General features: G+C 74.8%; 11 protein-coding genes. 7 read left to right on the forward strand and 4 right to left on the reverse strand.

From position 1 onward, the window contains the following. The first annotated feature begins 4 nt into the window (after positions 1-4). The 6 genes from mutA (at position 5) to cobM (ending at position 8,068) form a co-directional block, all read left to right on the forward strand. Complete coding sequence (mutA, locus tag ACFV2X_RS05100) at positions 5-1,903, forward strand: methylmalonyl-CoA mutase small subunit (protein WP_385611586.1); 1,899 nt, start codon at positions 5-7, stop codon at positions 1,901-1,903. 53 nt (positions 1,904-1,956) lie between these two features. After that, complete coding sequence (gene scpA / locus ACFV2X_RS05105) at positions 1,957-4,116, forward strand: methylmalonyl-CoA mutase (protein WP_385612334.1); 2,160 nt, start codon at positions 1,957-1,959, stop codon at positions 4,114-4,116. Between the two features lie 4 nt (positions 4,117-4,120). After that, entirely contained in the window at positions 4,121-5,134 is a 1,014-nt protein-coding gene (gene meaB, locus ACFV2X_RS05110) for a methylmalonyl Co-A mutase-associated GTPase MeaB (protein ID WP_385611588.1), read from the forward strand. Further along, the gene (locus tag ACFV2X_RS05115) at positions 5,127-5,861 is read left to right on the forward strand and encodes a (2Fe-2S)-binding protein (RefSeq protein ID WP_385611590.1); all 735 of its coding nucleotides are present in this window, start codon (positions 5,127-5,129) and stop codon (positions 5,859-5,861) included. The genes meaB and ACFV2X_RS05115 overlap by 8 nt, the downstream gene beginning before the upstream one ends. A gap of 108 nt (positions 5,862-5,969) precedes the next feature. Further along, positions 5,970-7,328, forward strand: a complete 1,359-nt coding sequence (gene cbiE, locus ACFV2X_RS05120; RefSeq protein WP_385611594.1) for a precorrin-6y C5,15-methyltransferase (decarboxylating) subunit CbiE — start codon at positions 5,970-5,972, stop codon at positions 7,326-7,328. Continuing rightward, positions 7,325-8,068, forward strand: coding sequence for a precorrin-4 C(11)-methyltransferase (gene cobM, locus ACFV2X_RS05125; RefSeq protein WP_385611597.1), 744 nt, complete (start codon positions 7,325-7,327; stop codon positions 8,066-8,068). The genes cbiE and cobM overlap by 4 nt, the downstream gene beginning before the upstream one ends. A gap of 12 nt (positions 8,069-8,080) precedes the next feature. Here the strand turns inward: cobM and ACFV2X_RS05130 are convergent, their stop codons facing one another. Continuing rightward, on the reverse strand, positions 8,081-9,241 hold the full coding sequence (locus ACFV2X_RS05130) for a cobalt-precorrin-5B (C(1))-methyltransferase (protein WP_385611598.1): 1,161 nt from the start codon (positions 9,239-9,241) through the stop codon (positions 8,081-8,083). 113 nt (positions 9,242-9,354) lie between these two features. On the opposite strand from ACFV2X_RS05130, the gene ACFV2X_RS05135 reads away from it, so the two are divergent. Next, the gene (locus tag ACFV2X_RS05135) at positions 9,355-10,146 is read left to right on the forward strand and encodes a cobalt-precorrin-6A reductase (protein ID WP_385611601.1); all 792 of its coding nucleotides are present in this window, start codon (positions 9,355-9,357) and stop codon (positions 10,144-10,146) included. A 32-nt stretch (positions 10,147-10,178) separates the two neighbouring features. On the opposite strand, the gene ACFV2X_RS05140 is transcribed toward ACFV2X_RS05135, so the two are convergent. Genes ACFV2X_RS05140 through ACFV2X_RS05150 form a run of 3 tightly spaced genes read right to left on the reverse strand, consistent with a single transcriptional unit; the run spans position 10,179 to position 13,929 of the window. Then, a complete protein-coding gene (locus ACFV2X_RS05140) occupies positions 10,179-11,675 on the reverse strand; it encodes a precorrin-2 C(20)-methyltransferase (protein ID WP_385611603.1) in 1,497 nt (498 codons plus the stop codon). Continuing rightward, entirely contained in the window at positions 11,672-12,313 is a 642-nt protein-coding gene (locus ACFV2X_RS05145; protein WP_385611606.1) for a precorrin-8X methylmutase, read from the reverse strand. Before ACFV2X_RS05145 ends, ACFV2X_RS05140 begins: the two co-directional genes overlap by 4 nt. Next, entirely contained in the window at positions 12,310-13,929 is a 1,620-nt protein-coding gene (locus tag ACFV2X_RS05150) for a nitrite reductase (RefSeq protein ID WP_385611608.1), read from the reverse strand. The genes ACFV2X_RS05145 and ACFV2X_RS05150 overlap by 4 nt, the downstream gene beginning before the upstream one ends. Positions 13,930-13,972 lie beyond the last annotated feature (43 nt).

Here is a 13,972-nt window from a genome sequence, read left to right on the forward strand (position 1 = left end):
TCCCATGACGGTCCTGCCTGACGATCTACCGCTCGCCGCCGACTTCCCGGCGGCGACCCGAGACCAGTGGCACCACCTTGTCGAAGGGGTGCTGCGCAAATCCGGCACGGTGGACGCCGTCGGCGCGCAGGCCGCGGCGGCGCTCTCCACCGCGCTCGAGGACGGAATCTCCGTCCACCCCCTCTACACCGCGGAGGACGCACCCGCCGACCCAGGCTATCCCGGGTTCGCGCCCTTCGTACGCGGCGGCCGGGCGCAGGGCTCCACGGTGTCCGGCTGGGACGTACGCCAGCGCCACGCCCACTCCGATCCCGCGCACACCAACCGCGCGGTGCTCGCGGACCTGGAGAACGGGGCGGGCTCGGTGTGGCTGGCGGTCGGCGCGGCCGGGCTGCCCGTCGAGTCGCTGCCCGAAGCCCTCAAGGGGGTCTATCTCGACCTCGCCCCCGTCGTCCTGGACGCGGGCGCCGACTTCGACGCCGCAGCCCGCGCGCTGCTGCGGCTGTACGCCGACCGCCAGGTGCCGCCGCGCGCGGCCCTCGGCAACCTCGGCGCCGACCCGCTGGGCCTGGCGGCCCGCACCGGTGACCACACAGACCTCGCGGCCCACCTGTCCGCCGCCACCGAGCTCGCGGCGGTCTGCGACCGCGACCACCCGGGCGTACGGGCCTTCACCGTGGACGCCCTGCCGTACCACGAGGCCGGCGGATCCGCGGCGCAGGAACTCGGCTGCTCGCTCGCCGCGGGCGTGGAGTACCTGCGCGCGCTGACCGACGCCGGGCCGCTGACGGCCGAAGCGGCCTGCGGCCAGCTGGAGTTCCGCTACGCGGCCACCGCCGACCAGTTCCTCACCATTTCCAAGCTGCGCGCCGCCAGGCGCCTGTGGGCGCGTGTGGCGCAGGTGTGCGGGGCGCCCACCGAGGCGGCGGCCCAGCGGCAGCACGCGGTGACCTCCCCGGTGATGATGACCCGCCGCGACCCCTGGGTGAACATGCTGCGTACCACCGTCGCGGCCCTGGCCGCCGGGGTGGGTGGGGCCGACGCCGTCACCGTGCTGCCCTTCGACTCCGCGATCGGCCTGCCCGACGACTTCGCCCGCCGGATCGCCCGTAACACCTCCACGATCCTGCTGGAGGAGTCCCAGCTGGCGCGGGTGATCGACCCGGCCGGAGGCTCCTGGTACGTCGAGATCCTGACCGACGACGTGGCCAAGGCGGCCTGGGCCTTCTTCCAGGAGATCGAGCGCGCCGGGGGGCTGGCGCGGGCCCTCGCCTCCGGTCTTGTGGAGCGGCGGCTGGCCGCCACCTGGGAGCGTCGCGCCAAGGACCTCGCCCGCCGCAAGGAGCCGATCACCGGCGTCAGCGAGTTCCCGAACCTCGCGGAGCAGCCGGTGGAGCGCGAGCCCGCCCCCGTACCGCCCGGCGGCGGTCTGCCGCGGGTACGCCGCGACGAGGCGTACGAGGCGCTGCGCGCCCGTTCCGACAGACACCTGGCGGCGGAGGGGACCCGGCCCCGGGTGTTCCTGGCCGCGCTCGGCCCCGCGGCCGCGCACACCGCGCGCGCCGCGTTCGCCGCCAACCTCTTCCGGGCGGGCGGCATCGAGGCGGTGCACGAACCCGCCACGGTCGACGCGGAGTCGGCCGCCGAGGCGTTCGCCGCCAGCGGCGCCCGCGTGGTCTGTCTGTGTTCGAGCGACAAGGTGTACGAGCAGGAGGCGGTGGCCGTGGCGGAGCGGCTGAAGGCCGCCGGAGCGCTGCGCGTCTACCTGGCGGGCAGGCCCGGTGAGCGGCGCCAGGAACTGCGTGGGGAGTTGCAGCGGGCCGGTGTGGACGCGTTCGTCTTCGCCGGCTGTGACGCGGTCGAGGTGCTGACCTCGGCCCTCGAGACGATGGGAGTGGCGTGACCGTGAGCGGGATTCCTGACTTCTCCACGGTCGACCTCGGGACACCGGAGGAGGTGTCCGGCGCGGCGGGTGCCGCGGCGTGGACGGAGGCGCTGCAGAGCGCCACCGGCAAGGGTGTCGAGGACCTGGTGTGGGACACCCCCGAGGGCATCGGGGTCAAACCGCTGTACGGGCCTGAGGACCTGGCCGGCCTCGACTTTCTGGGCACCTACCCGGGTATCGCGCCTTATCTGCGCGGCCCGTACCCGACGATGTACGTCAACCAGCCCTGGACCATCCGCCAGTACGCGGGCTTCTCCACCGCCGAGGAGTCCAACGCCTTCTACCGCCGCAACCTCGCCGCGGGCCAGAAGGGCCTGTCGGTCGCCTTCGACCTGCCCACCCACCGCGGCTACGACAGCGACCACCCCAGGGTCACCGGCGACGTCGGCATGGCGGGCGTGGCCATCGACTCCATCTACGACATGCGGCAGCTCTTCGACGGCATCCCGCTGGACCGGATGAGCGTGTCGATGACGATGAACGGCGCGGTGCTGCCCGTACTCGCGCTCTATATCGTCGCCGCCGAGGAACAGGGCGTGGCGCCCGACAAGCTGGCCGGGACCATCCAGAACGACATCCTCAAGGAGTTCATGGTCCGCAACACCTATATCTATCCGCCGCAGCCGTCGATGCGGATCATCTCCGACATCTTCGCCTTCACCTCGCAGCGGATGCCGCGCTACAACTCCATCTCCATCTCCGGCTACCACATCCAGGAAGCGGGCGCCACGGCCGACCTGGAGCTGGCGTACACCCTCGCCGACGGCGTGGAGTATCTGCGCGCGGGGCTCGACGCCGGCATGGACGTGGACGCCTTCGCGCCCCGGCTCTCGTTCTTCTGGGCGATCGGCATGAACTTCTTCATGGAGATCGCCAAGCTGCGGGCGGCCCGGCTGCTGTGGGCCAAGCTCGTCGGCCAGTTCGACCCCAAGAACCCCAAGTCGCTGTCGCTGCGCACCCATTCGCAGACCTCCGGCTGGTCGCTGACCGCCCAGGACGTGTTCAACAACGTGGCCCGCACCTGTGTGGAGGCCATGGCCGCCACCCAGGGCCACACCCAGTCGCTGCACACCAACGCCCTCGACGAGGCCCTTGCGCTGCCCACCGACTTCTCCGCGCGCATCGCCCGCAACACCCAGATCCTGCTCCAGCAGGAGTCCGGCACCTGCCGGGTGATCGACCCGTGGGGCGGCAGCGCGTATGTGGAGCGGCTGACCCATGACCTGGCCCGGCGCGCCTGGCAGCACATCCAGGAGGTCGAGGCCGCGGGCGGCATGGCCAAGGCCATCGACGCCGGTATCCCCAAGATGCGTGTCGAGGAGGCCGCGGCCCGCACCCAGGCGCGGATCGACTCCGGGCGGCAGCCGGTGATCGGCGTCAACAAGTACCGCGTCGACAGCGACGAGCAGATCGACGTCCTCAAGGTCGACAACTCCGCGGTCCGTGCCCAGCAGTTCGACAAGCTGCGCCGGCTGCGCGCCGAGCGCGACGAGGCCGCCTGCCAGGACGCGCTGCGCGCGCTCACCGCGGCCGCCGAGTCCGGCCCGGGCGCCGGCCTGGAGGGCAACCTCCTCGCGCTCGCCGTGAACGCGGCCCGCGCCAAGGCCACCGTCGGCGAGATCTCCGACGCGCTGGAGAAGGTGTACGGGCGCCACTCCGGCCAGATCCGTACGATCGCCGGTGTGTATCGAGACGAGGCCGGACCGTCCTCCGGCGTGGACCGCACCCGCGCGGTGGTCGAGGAGTTCGAGCGCGCGGAGGGCCGCCGCCCGCGCATCCTGGTCGCCAAGATGGGCCAGGACGGGCATGACCGCGGCCAGAAGGTGATCGCCACCGCCTTCGCCGACCTGGGCTTCGACGTCGATGTCGGCCCGCTCTTCCAGACGCCCGAGGAGGTCGCGCGGCAGGCGGTCGAGGCCGATGTGCACATCGTCGGCGTCTCCTCGCTCGCGGCCGGCCACCTCACGCTGGTGCCCGCGCTGCGCGAGCAACTGGCCGAGGCGGGGCGGGAGGACATCACCATCGTGGTGGGCGGGGTCATCCCGCCGCAGGACGTGCAGACCCTGCACGAGGCGGGCGCCGCCGCCGTCTTCCTGCCCGGCACGGTCATCCCCGACGCCGCGTACGAGCTGGTGCAGACGCTGGCCGTGGACCTCGGCCACGAGCTGTAGGCCCATGTCGGCGAAGAAGCGACCAACTATCGACATCGACACCTACGCCAAGGGGGTGCTCGACGGCTCCCGGGCGTACATCGCCCGCGCGATCACGCTCGTCGAGTCCACCCGCCCCGACCACCGCGACCTCGCCCAGCGGCTGCTGATCGAACTGCTGCCGTATGCGGGCGGGGCGCGCCGGGTGGGCATCAGCGGCGTGCCCGGCGTGGGCAAGTCCACCTTCATCGACGCCCTGGGCTCGCTGCTCACCGGGCTCGGCCACAAGGTCGCGGTGCTCGCCGTCGACCCTTCCTCCAGCCGCACCGGCGGCTCCATCCTCGGCGACAAGACCAGGATGGAGCGGCTGGCGGTCGACCCGGACGCTTTCGTCCGTCCCTCGCCCAGCGCGGGCACGCTGGGCGGGGTGGCCCGCGCCACCCGCGAGTCCATGGTGGTCATGGAGGCCGCGGGCTACGACGTGCTGCTGGTCGAGACGGTGGGCGTGGGCCAGTCGGAGACCGCCGTGGCGGGCATGGTCGACTCCTTTCTGCTGCTCTCCCTCGCCCGCACCGGCGACCAGCTCCAGGGCATCAAGAAGGGCGTGCTGGAGCTCGCGGACGTCGTCGCCATCAACAAGGCGGACGGCCCCCATGAGCGCGACGCCAAGGCCGCCGCCCGCGAACTCAGGGGCGCGCTACGGCTGCTGCAGCCCGCGGACGCGCCCTGGAACCCCCCGGTGCTGACCTGCAGCGCCCGCGAGGGCACCGGCCTCGATGTGGTGTGGGAGCGTCTTGAGCAGCACCGCCGGGTGCTGGAGGCCACCGGCGCGCTGGACACCAAGCGGCGCGACCAGCAGGTCGACTGGACCTGGTCCATGGTCCGCGACCAGCTGCTGACCCGGCTGCGCGAACACCCCGGGGTGCGGCGGCTCGGCCCCGTACTCGAACAGCAGGTGCGCGACGGCACGCTGACGGCGACGCTGGCCGCCGACCAGCTGCTGGAGGCGTTCGGGACGCCGACCGACGCGGATGGGTGACCCGCCGCTGACGGCGGCCGAGGCGGGGCCGTTCTTCGCCCTGCGCACCGACCCCGGCAATCCTCGAGACGAGGGTTACGCGCTGATCGGCGAGGCGTACCGGCTGACGCCCGAGGGCGCCGCCGGGCCGCTGCTGCGCGCCCGCGTCGAGGCCGTGGCCGAGTCGCTCGGCACCGATGAGCCGAGGGTCGCGGCATCGCTCGTCTTCCAGGGCCTCGCCGCCCGGGTGTGGTCGCTCGCTCTCGGTCAGGCGGCCCTGACCGGCAGGGTGTCGCTCCTCCGCTGCGACCGGCTGTGGTGGCACCCCGGGCGCGCCGCCCCCGACGACCTGTGGTGGCCCGGCGTGCCGTCGGTCATGGGCGAACCCGGAGGGCTCGCCGGTCAGGTGGGCGACGCGGCGTACACCAATCTGCTGCCGTTGCACGCCGCCGTCACCCGGGCCTACCGGGTCTCGGGGCGGCTGCTGTGGGGGAACGCAGCCTCGGCGCTGGCCGGTTCGCTGCGTGTCCTGTACGACTGGTGCCAGGCGCACGGCCATCCCGAGGCGGCGGAGCGGGCCACCGAGCTGGCCCGTGCCCAGCTGGCCCACCCGCCGCTGCGCGACGCCGGCACCCTGACCTCCCCTCCGCCCGCCTTCCGCCGCCGCACCTGCTGCCTCTACTACCGGGTGCCGGGCGGCGGCCTGTGCGGCGACTGCGTACTGCGCCGGCCGGCCCTCGGCCGCTGACCCGGGTCAGGGTTCCGCCGCAGGTCACAGTAGAGTTCCGGTCGTCGCCCCGCGCACGTCCCGCACACGCCTCGCGCATGTCCCGCACACCGAAAGGTCCGTAACCCCGTGAACCACGCCCACCCCCCGGTCACCGTCGTAGGGTTGGGAGCGGACGGCTGGGACGGGCTGGCGGCGACGGGGCGCGAGGCGTTGCTGGCGGCCGAGGTGGTCATCGGCGGCCCGCGCCAGCTGAATCTGCTGCCCCCCGGCTGCACCGCCGAACGCGTGCCGTGGCCGTCGCCGCTGCGGCCCGCCGTGCGGGGGCTGTTCGCGGAGTACGCCGAGCGGCGGGTGTCCGTGCTGGCCAGCGGCGACCCCATGTTCTTCGGCATCGGCCGCACTCTGGCCGAGGAGTTGGGCGCCGACCGGCTGCGGGTGCTGCCCCACCCGTCGTCCGTGTCCCACGCCTGCGCGCGGCTGGGCTGGCCGGTGGAGGAGACCGAGGTGATCAGCCTCGTTGGACGGCCCATTGCCTCCCTGTCCCGCTCCCTGCACGCCCGGCGGCGGCTGCTCGTCCTCAGCGCGGGCGCCGCCACCCCCACCGAGGTCGCCGCGCTGCTGCGCGACCGCGGCTTCGGCCCCAGCCGGGTACGGGTCCTGGAGCAGCTGGGCGGCGAGCGCGAACGCCACCTCGAAGGCACCGCCGACGACTGGCCCCACGCCCCCGGCGACCCCCTCAACGTCATCGCCGTCGAATGCGTCCGCGCCGCGGACACGGTGCGCCTGTCCGCCGTCCCCGGGCTGCCGGACCAGGCGTACGAGCACGACGGCCAGCTGACCAAGCGCCATGTGCGCGCCGCCACGCTCGCCGCGCTGGCCCCCGCCCCCGGAGAGCTGCTGTGGGACGTCGGTGGCGGCTCCGGTTCGATCGCCGTGGAGTGGATGCGTACGCACCGGAGTTGCGCCGCGGTGTCCGTCGAGCGGGACCCCGTACGGGCCGAGCGCATCGGCCGCAACGCCGCCGCGCTCGGGGTGCCCGGGTTGCGCGTCGTCACCGGCGCCGCCCCGGACGCGCTGACCGGACTGCCCACCCCCGACGCGGTGTTCATCGGCGGCGGCCTGACCGTGCCCGGCCTGCTCGAGGCATGCTGGGCGGCGCTGCCCGTCGGCGGGCGGCTCGTGGCGAACACCGTGACGCTGGAGTCGGAGGTGCTGCTCGCCGGATGGTACCGGCGGTACGGAGGGGAGCTGGTCCGGATCGCGGTCGCGCACGCAGCCCCGGTCGGCGGCTTCACCGGATGGCGGCAGGCGATGCCGGTCACCCAGTGGGCCGCGGACAAAGCGACGGCCGGGCCCGCTGCGGTCAAAGCGACGGCCGGGCCCGCTGCGGTCAAAGCGACGGCCGGGCCCGCTGCGGTCAGAGCGACGGCCGGGCCCGCTGCCGAACCCGCGGTGGAAGCCGCCGAAGGAGAGACCTCCCCATGACCGTGTACTTCATCGGCGCGGGTCCCGGCGCCGCCGACCTGATCACCGTGCGCGGCGCCCGCACCCTGGCCCGCTGCCGGGTGTGCCTGTACGCGGGCAGCCTGGTGCCGCGCGAACTCCTCGCCGAGTGTCCGCCGGACGCCCGCCTGGTCGACACCGCCCGGCTCAACCTCGACCAGATCACTGATGAGCTGGTCGGGGCCCACCGAGCGGGTGAGGACGTGGCCCGGCTGCACTCCGGCGACCCGTCGGTGTTCAGCGCCGTCGCCGAGCAGATGCGGCGGCTGGACGCGCACGGCGTGCCGTACGAGGTGATCCCCGGCGTCCCCGCGTTCGCCGCCGCCGCGGCCGCGCTGGGGCGCGAGCTGACCGTGCCGACCGTCGGCCAGACCGTCGTCCTCACCCGCGTCGCCCAGCAGGCCACGCCGATGCCGGACGGCGAGGACCTCGCCACCCTCGGCCGCAGCCGGGCGCTGATCGTGCTGCACCTGGCCGCCCGGTACGTGGACCGGGTGGTGGCCGAACTCCTCCCGCACTACGGCGCCGACTGTCCCGCGGCGGTGGTCGCCCGGGCGAGCCGCCCCGACGAGCTGGTGCTGCGCGGCACGCTCGGCGATATCGCGGACCGGGTGAAGGAGGCGGGAGTGGTGCGTACCGCCGTCATCATGGTGGGCCGCACGCTGGGCGCGGAGCAGTTCCGCGACAGCCACCTGTACTCGGCGCGCCGCGAGCGGCCTTGAGACGGGGGCGCGTCAGGTCGCCGCGCCCCGGGGCCCCCGCGCCGCCGCACGGCCCACGATGGAGCCCGCGCGGTCGATGCAGATGACGTCCACGGCCACCGGAGCCCCCCGCAGCACCCCGAGCGCCGTCTCCCGGGCCGCCACCGCGACCAGATCACCGAGCGGCACCCCGCGCGCCGCGCACAGCTGCACCGTCTCCAGGCCCGTGTTGGCCGCCGCCACCGCCGCCACCAGCTCCTTGTCCGCCCCGCCACGGCGGGCCAGCTCCGCGAGGAAGCCCTTGTCCACCTGCGAGCGGGAGGAGTGCAGATCCAGATGTCCGGCGGCCAGTTTGGAGAGCTTGGCGAATCCTCCGGCGACGGTCAGCCGGTCCACCGGATGGCGACGCAGATACTTGAGCACCGCCCCCGCGAAGTCGCCCATGTCCAGCAGCGCGTCCTGCGGCAGCCCGTGCACGGCCACCGCGACCTTCTCCGAGGTCGCCCCCGTACAGCCCGCCACATGCCGGCGCCCCGCCGCGCGCGCCACATCCACGCCGCGCCGGATGCTGTCGATCCACGCCGAGCAGGAGTACGGCACCACGATGCCCGTCGTCCCGAGGATCGACAGCCCGCCGAGGATGCCCAGGCGCGGATTCCAGGTGCTGCGGGCGATCTCCTCGCCGTGGTCGACCGCGATCTCGACCTCGGCGTCCCCGGTGTCACCGAGACGGGCCGCGACCGAGGCGATGTGATCGCGCATCATCTGCCGGGGTACGGGGTTGATGGCCGGCTCGCCGACCGCGAGCGGCAGCCCGGGACGCGTCACCGTACCGACACCGGGCCCGGCCCGGAAGACCACACCGCTCCCGGGCGGCAGCAGCCGCACCGTGGCCCGCACCACCGCGCCATGCGTGACATCCGGGTCGTCACCCGCGTCCTTCACCACCGCGGCCATCGCCCGGTCCGCCGTCAGCTCCTCGCCCGCGAGCGCGAACGCGGGCCGCTGCCCCTTCGGCAGTTCGATGGTCACCGGATCGGGAAACTCCGCGCTGAGCAGCGCGGTGTACGCGGCCGTCGCCGCCGCCGTCGCACACGCCCCGGTGGTCCAGCCGTGCCGCAACCCCGAACGCTCCAACTGCGCACTGCGGCCCCCGGCCGGAGCGGTCCCGGCCTTCGATGTCTGCTCAGCCACGGGAAGCGCCGCCTCTCGTTTCCGCGCGGTCGGCGACGTCCATGGCAGGGTGGACCGGGCGCGGCCGGCAGGCCGCGGACCGGCACGGCACCACGCACCACGGAAGGCACCCGATGACACCGAACCCGGCGGAGGCCGCCCGCGGAGCCCGGCCGCGCCGGCCCCGCCATGTGCTCATCCTGGGCGGCACCACCGAGGCGCGCCGACTGGCCGCCGAAGTCGCCGACGTCCCCGGGCTGCGCGTCACCAGCTCGCTGGCCGGGCGTGTCGCCGAGCCGCGGCTGCCGGCGGGGCAGGTGCGGATCGGCGGGTTCGGAGGCCCCGAGGGCCTGGCTCGCTGGCTGCGCGAGCAGCAGGTGGACGCGCTCATCGACGCCACCCATCCTTTCGCCGGCACGATCAGTTTCAACGCGGCCCGCGCGGCCGCCACGACCCATGTTCCCCTGCTCGCCCTGCGCCGCCCCGGCTGGGTGCCCGGCCCGGGGGACCGGTGGCACTGGGCGGGGTCGCTGGACGAGGCGGCCGGGCTGCTGCCCGCCCTGGGGCAGCGGATCTTCCTCACCACCGGGCGGATGGGCCTGGCCGCCTTCGCCCAACTCACCGAGCAGTGGTTCCTGGTCCGCTCCGTCGACGCGCCTGAGCCACCGGCCCCGCCGCACATGGAAGTGCTGCTGGACCGCGGTCCGTTCAGCGTGGCGGGGGAGGCGGAACTGCTGCGCCGCCACCGCATCGACGTGGTGGTCACCAAGGACAGCGGCGCCGGTGCCACCGCCGCCAAGCTCACCGCGGCGCGCGAGGCCGGGCTGCCGGTCGTCGTCGTCCGGCGCCCCACGGCCCCGGACGGCGTGCCGGTCGTGCCCGACCCGGCGGCCGCCCTGGCCTGGCTGAGCACCACCCTCGGCTGACCTGCTGACCTGCTGACCGCCCGCGCCGTGGGTCAGCGCTCCGGGTAACGGCGTGGCGTCCAGACGATCTCGGTGCCGTCGCCGCGCCGGGCCGTGCGGGTTTGGGAGGAGCCGATCAGCAGGATGGTGCGCATATCGACCTGGGCCGGGTCGAGATCGGCCAGCCTGACGATCCGTATCCGCTCCTCGGGGCCGCCCACGTCCCGGCCGAGTACGACGGGCGTGTCGGGCGCGCGGTGTTCGAGCAGCAGTTCGCGGGCCTTGCCGACCTGCCAGATGCGGCTGCGCGAGCCGGGGTTGTACAGGGCGAGCACCAGGTCGGCCGCGGCCGCGGCGCGGAGGCGTTCGGCGATGACCTCCCAGGGCTTGAGCCGGTCGGACAGGGAGACCACCGCGTAGTCGTGGCCGAGCGGGGCGCCCGCGCGGGCGGCGGCCGCGTGGGCGGCGGTCATGCCGGGCACCACCCGGACCGGCACCTCGCGGTACGGGTCTTCGGCCGCCGCCTCCAGTACGGCCGTGGCCATGGCGAAAACGCCCGGGTCGCCCGAGGAGACGACGGCGACGCGCCGTCCGCGCCGGGCCAGGTCGAGCGCGAACTCGGCGCGTTCGGCCTCCACCTTGTTGTCCGAGGCGTGCCGGCGCTGCCCCGGGCGCTTCGGCACCCGGTCCAGATAGGTGGTGTAGCCGACCAGATCCTCGGCGGCGGCCAACTCGCCCCGCGCCTCGGGCGTCAGCCACAGCGGGCCCGCCGGGCCGAGGCCCACCACCACGACCTCGCCGCGGCGCGCCGGGGCCCGCGCGTCGATCCGGCTCGGCAGCACCGCCACCGAGAAGTAGGGCACCGACTCGGGGTCCACCTCGGCCAGTGGCGCGACGCGCTCCGCGCCCATCGTGGCCCGCTCCACGTACTGGGCCTCCGCCAGCCGACCCGAGCGCTCCAGCGCCCGCCGCACCGCCGGGAAGGTGCGGCCGAGCTTCATCACGGCGGCCGCGTCGGCCGTGGCCAGCCGGGCCGCCAGCTCCTCCTCCGGGAGTGTGCCGGGCAGGACGGTCAGCACCTCCTCGCCCTCGACCAGCGGCGCCCCGATCCGGGCGGCGGCCGCGCTCACTGAGGTGACGCCGGGGACGACCTCGGTGGGGTAGCGGTCGGCCAGGCGCTTGTGCATATGCATGTATGAGCCGTAGAAGAGCGGATCGCCCTCGGCGAGCACCGCGACCGTGCGCCCCGCGTCCAGATGGGCGGCCAGCCGGGCCGCCGCGTCCGCGTAGAACTCCTCCATCGCGCCGCGGTAGCCGCCGGGGTGGTCGGTGGTCTCGGTGGTGACCGGATAGACCAGCCGCTCCTCGATGTGGTCGGGCCGCAGATGACGCTCGGCGATGGAGCGCGCGATGCTGCGGCCGTGCCGGGCGCTGTGGTACGCGACGACATCGGCCTCGGCGATGACCTCCACGGCACGTACGGTCATCAGCGAGGGGTCGCCGGGGCCAAGACCCACGCCGTAGAGCCGGCCCGTCTGCTGCTCGCTCACTCTTCCTCGCTCGCAATCGCGTTGACCGCGGCAGCGGCGATGGCGCTGCCGCCACGCCGGCCGCGCACCACCAGGTGGTCGAGCGCGGCCGGATGCCCGGCCAGCGCCTCCTTGGACTCGGCGGCGCCGATGAAGCCGACCGGTACGCCGATGACGGCCGCCGGGCGCGGCGCGCCCGCTTCGACCATCTCCAGCAGACGGAACAGCGCGGTGGGCGCGTTGCCGATGGCCACCACCGCACCCTCCAGCCGGTCCCGCCACAGCTCCAGCGCGGCGGCGCTGCGCGTGGTGCCCATCCGGCGGGCCAGTTCGGGCACGGTGGGGTCGGACAGGGTGCACACCACGTCGTTGTCCGCGGGCAGCCGCTTGCGGGTCACACCGCTGGCCACCATGTGCGCGTCGCAGAGCACGGGCGCGCCGGCGCGCAGCGCGGCGCGGGCGCGGGCGACCACCTGGGGGGTGTACGCGAGGTCCTGGACGAGGTCGACCATGCCGCAGGCGTGGATCATCCGCACCGCGACCTGGCTGACGTCGGCGGGCAGACCGCCCAGATCGGCCTCGGCGCGGATGGTGGCAAAGGAGGCGCGGTATATGGCCGCGCCGTCCTTCTCGTAGTCGAACACTGTGCCCTCGATCATGTCGTTCCACGGGCCGCCGCCACGGCGCCGGCCACTTGCTCTGCTGTTACGTCCACGCCCCGCGCGGACCCTGTGGCATCTCGTACGGCGACCTGGTAGCCGTCGCCCGTCGCCAGCACGTCGACCCACCGGACCGGCCCGCCGGGGTGGCCGCAGCGCCGCTCGCAGCCGGAGAAGTACACGGGCAGCCGGCTTCGCGCCGGGCCCGGTCGGCCGTCGCCGGACGCCTCGCCCGCCACCGCGCGCGCCGCCTCGGCACGCACATCGGCCAGGGACTTGGCGCAGCCGGGCCGTCCCGTGCACGCGCCGACCCCGAACCAGGGGGAGTGCGGCGCGGTCACCAGCCCGGCGTCGGCGAGCTCCCGCAGCGCGGCCTCGGCGTCGCCGGCGGAGAAGCCGGGCAGCACCACGCCGCGCCAGGGTGTCACACGCAACTCGCCCGAGCCGCCCCGGGCGGCGAGCTCGGCGAGCAGCCGCCACCGCGCGGCGGTGAGCCGCCCCAGCGGGACGGCGACCGACACCGCGCACCGCCCGTCCGGCCCGGCGACGAGCCCGACGAGTGGTGTGCTCGGCGCGGTGGTTGGGGAGTGAGGGGCGAGGGATGCGAGCTGGATTCCTGCTTCGGCGAGTCGCCCCACCAATTGGTCGGCCGTCACGGCGTGTCGCGCCGGCAGCTCGCTCACACGCCACGCGCGTGTGCCACTCGCGCGCACCGCGTCGAGAAACGCCACCGCGGCCAGCGCCGCCGCGCGCGGCACGTCCGAGGCGCGCACCTGGAGTTCGGCGCCCACGGGGTCGCCACCGGGCGCGGGCTTCGGCTTCGTGTCCCCGGGGCCGCCCGCGGGCGTGGGGGGACCCGGCGGCCGGGCCCGGCCCGGCGTGTCGTCGGCCACCAGCCGCCCGTCCTGACGCGCCGCGACGCCCGGCGCGTCAGCGTCCTCCGGCGCGTCAGCGTGGTCCGGCGCGTCGTGGTGGTCTGTGGAGTCGGGGGACTCTGTGGCGTTCGGCGCGGTGGATTTCGGGCGTGCGGGTCCATGTCCCCCGGCGGAGCCGAGCCGCAGCACCGCCTCGCCGTCCGGCGCTGCGATCAATGTCACATCCGCGCCCAGCGCCGCCACATCGCCCCGCCCGTCGTCGAGCGCGAACAGGAACCGGCCCGACAGCCCGGCCAGTTCGGCCAATCCGGAGCCTGCGGGCGCGTTGCCGCACAGCAGGGCGTCCAGCTCCCGCGCCCACGCCGAGACATCCGCGTACCCCGCCCCGTCCAGCCCGGACAGCGGGGACGCCACGATGTTGCGCACCCGGTCGTGGCGGTCCGACGGCAGCAGCCCTGCCGTCCGCAGCCGGGCCGCGAGTCCGGCCCCGCACCCCGCGTCGAGGCCGCGCAGCTGCAGATTGCCCCGGGAGGTGAGGTCCAGTCTGCCGTCGCCCAACTCCTCGGCCGCGAGCGCCAGCACGAGCGCCTGGCGTGCCGTCAGGAGCCCGGCGGGCAGCCGCACCCGGGCCAGCGCGCCGTCGTCCGCCGAGTGCAGGCGCAGCGCGCCGGGGCAGGCGTCGTCGCGACCGCGCGCGGGGGTTTCGTCCCCTGGTGGGGCGGTTGTCGGGGGGAGGGGCATGGCGGCGAGCATACCGACGATTGTGTTCGGCTCTCCGCCCCGC

This window comes from Streptomyces sp. NPDC059679 (genome assembly GCF_042734105.1).
GTDB lineage: Bacteria > Actinomycetota > Actinomycetes > Streptomycetales > Streptomycetaceae > Streptomyces.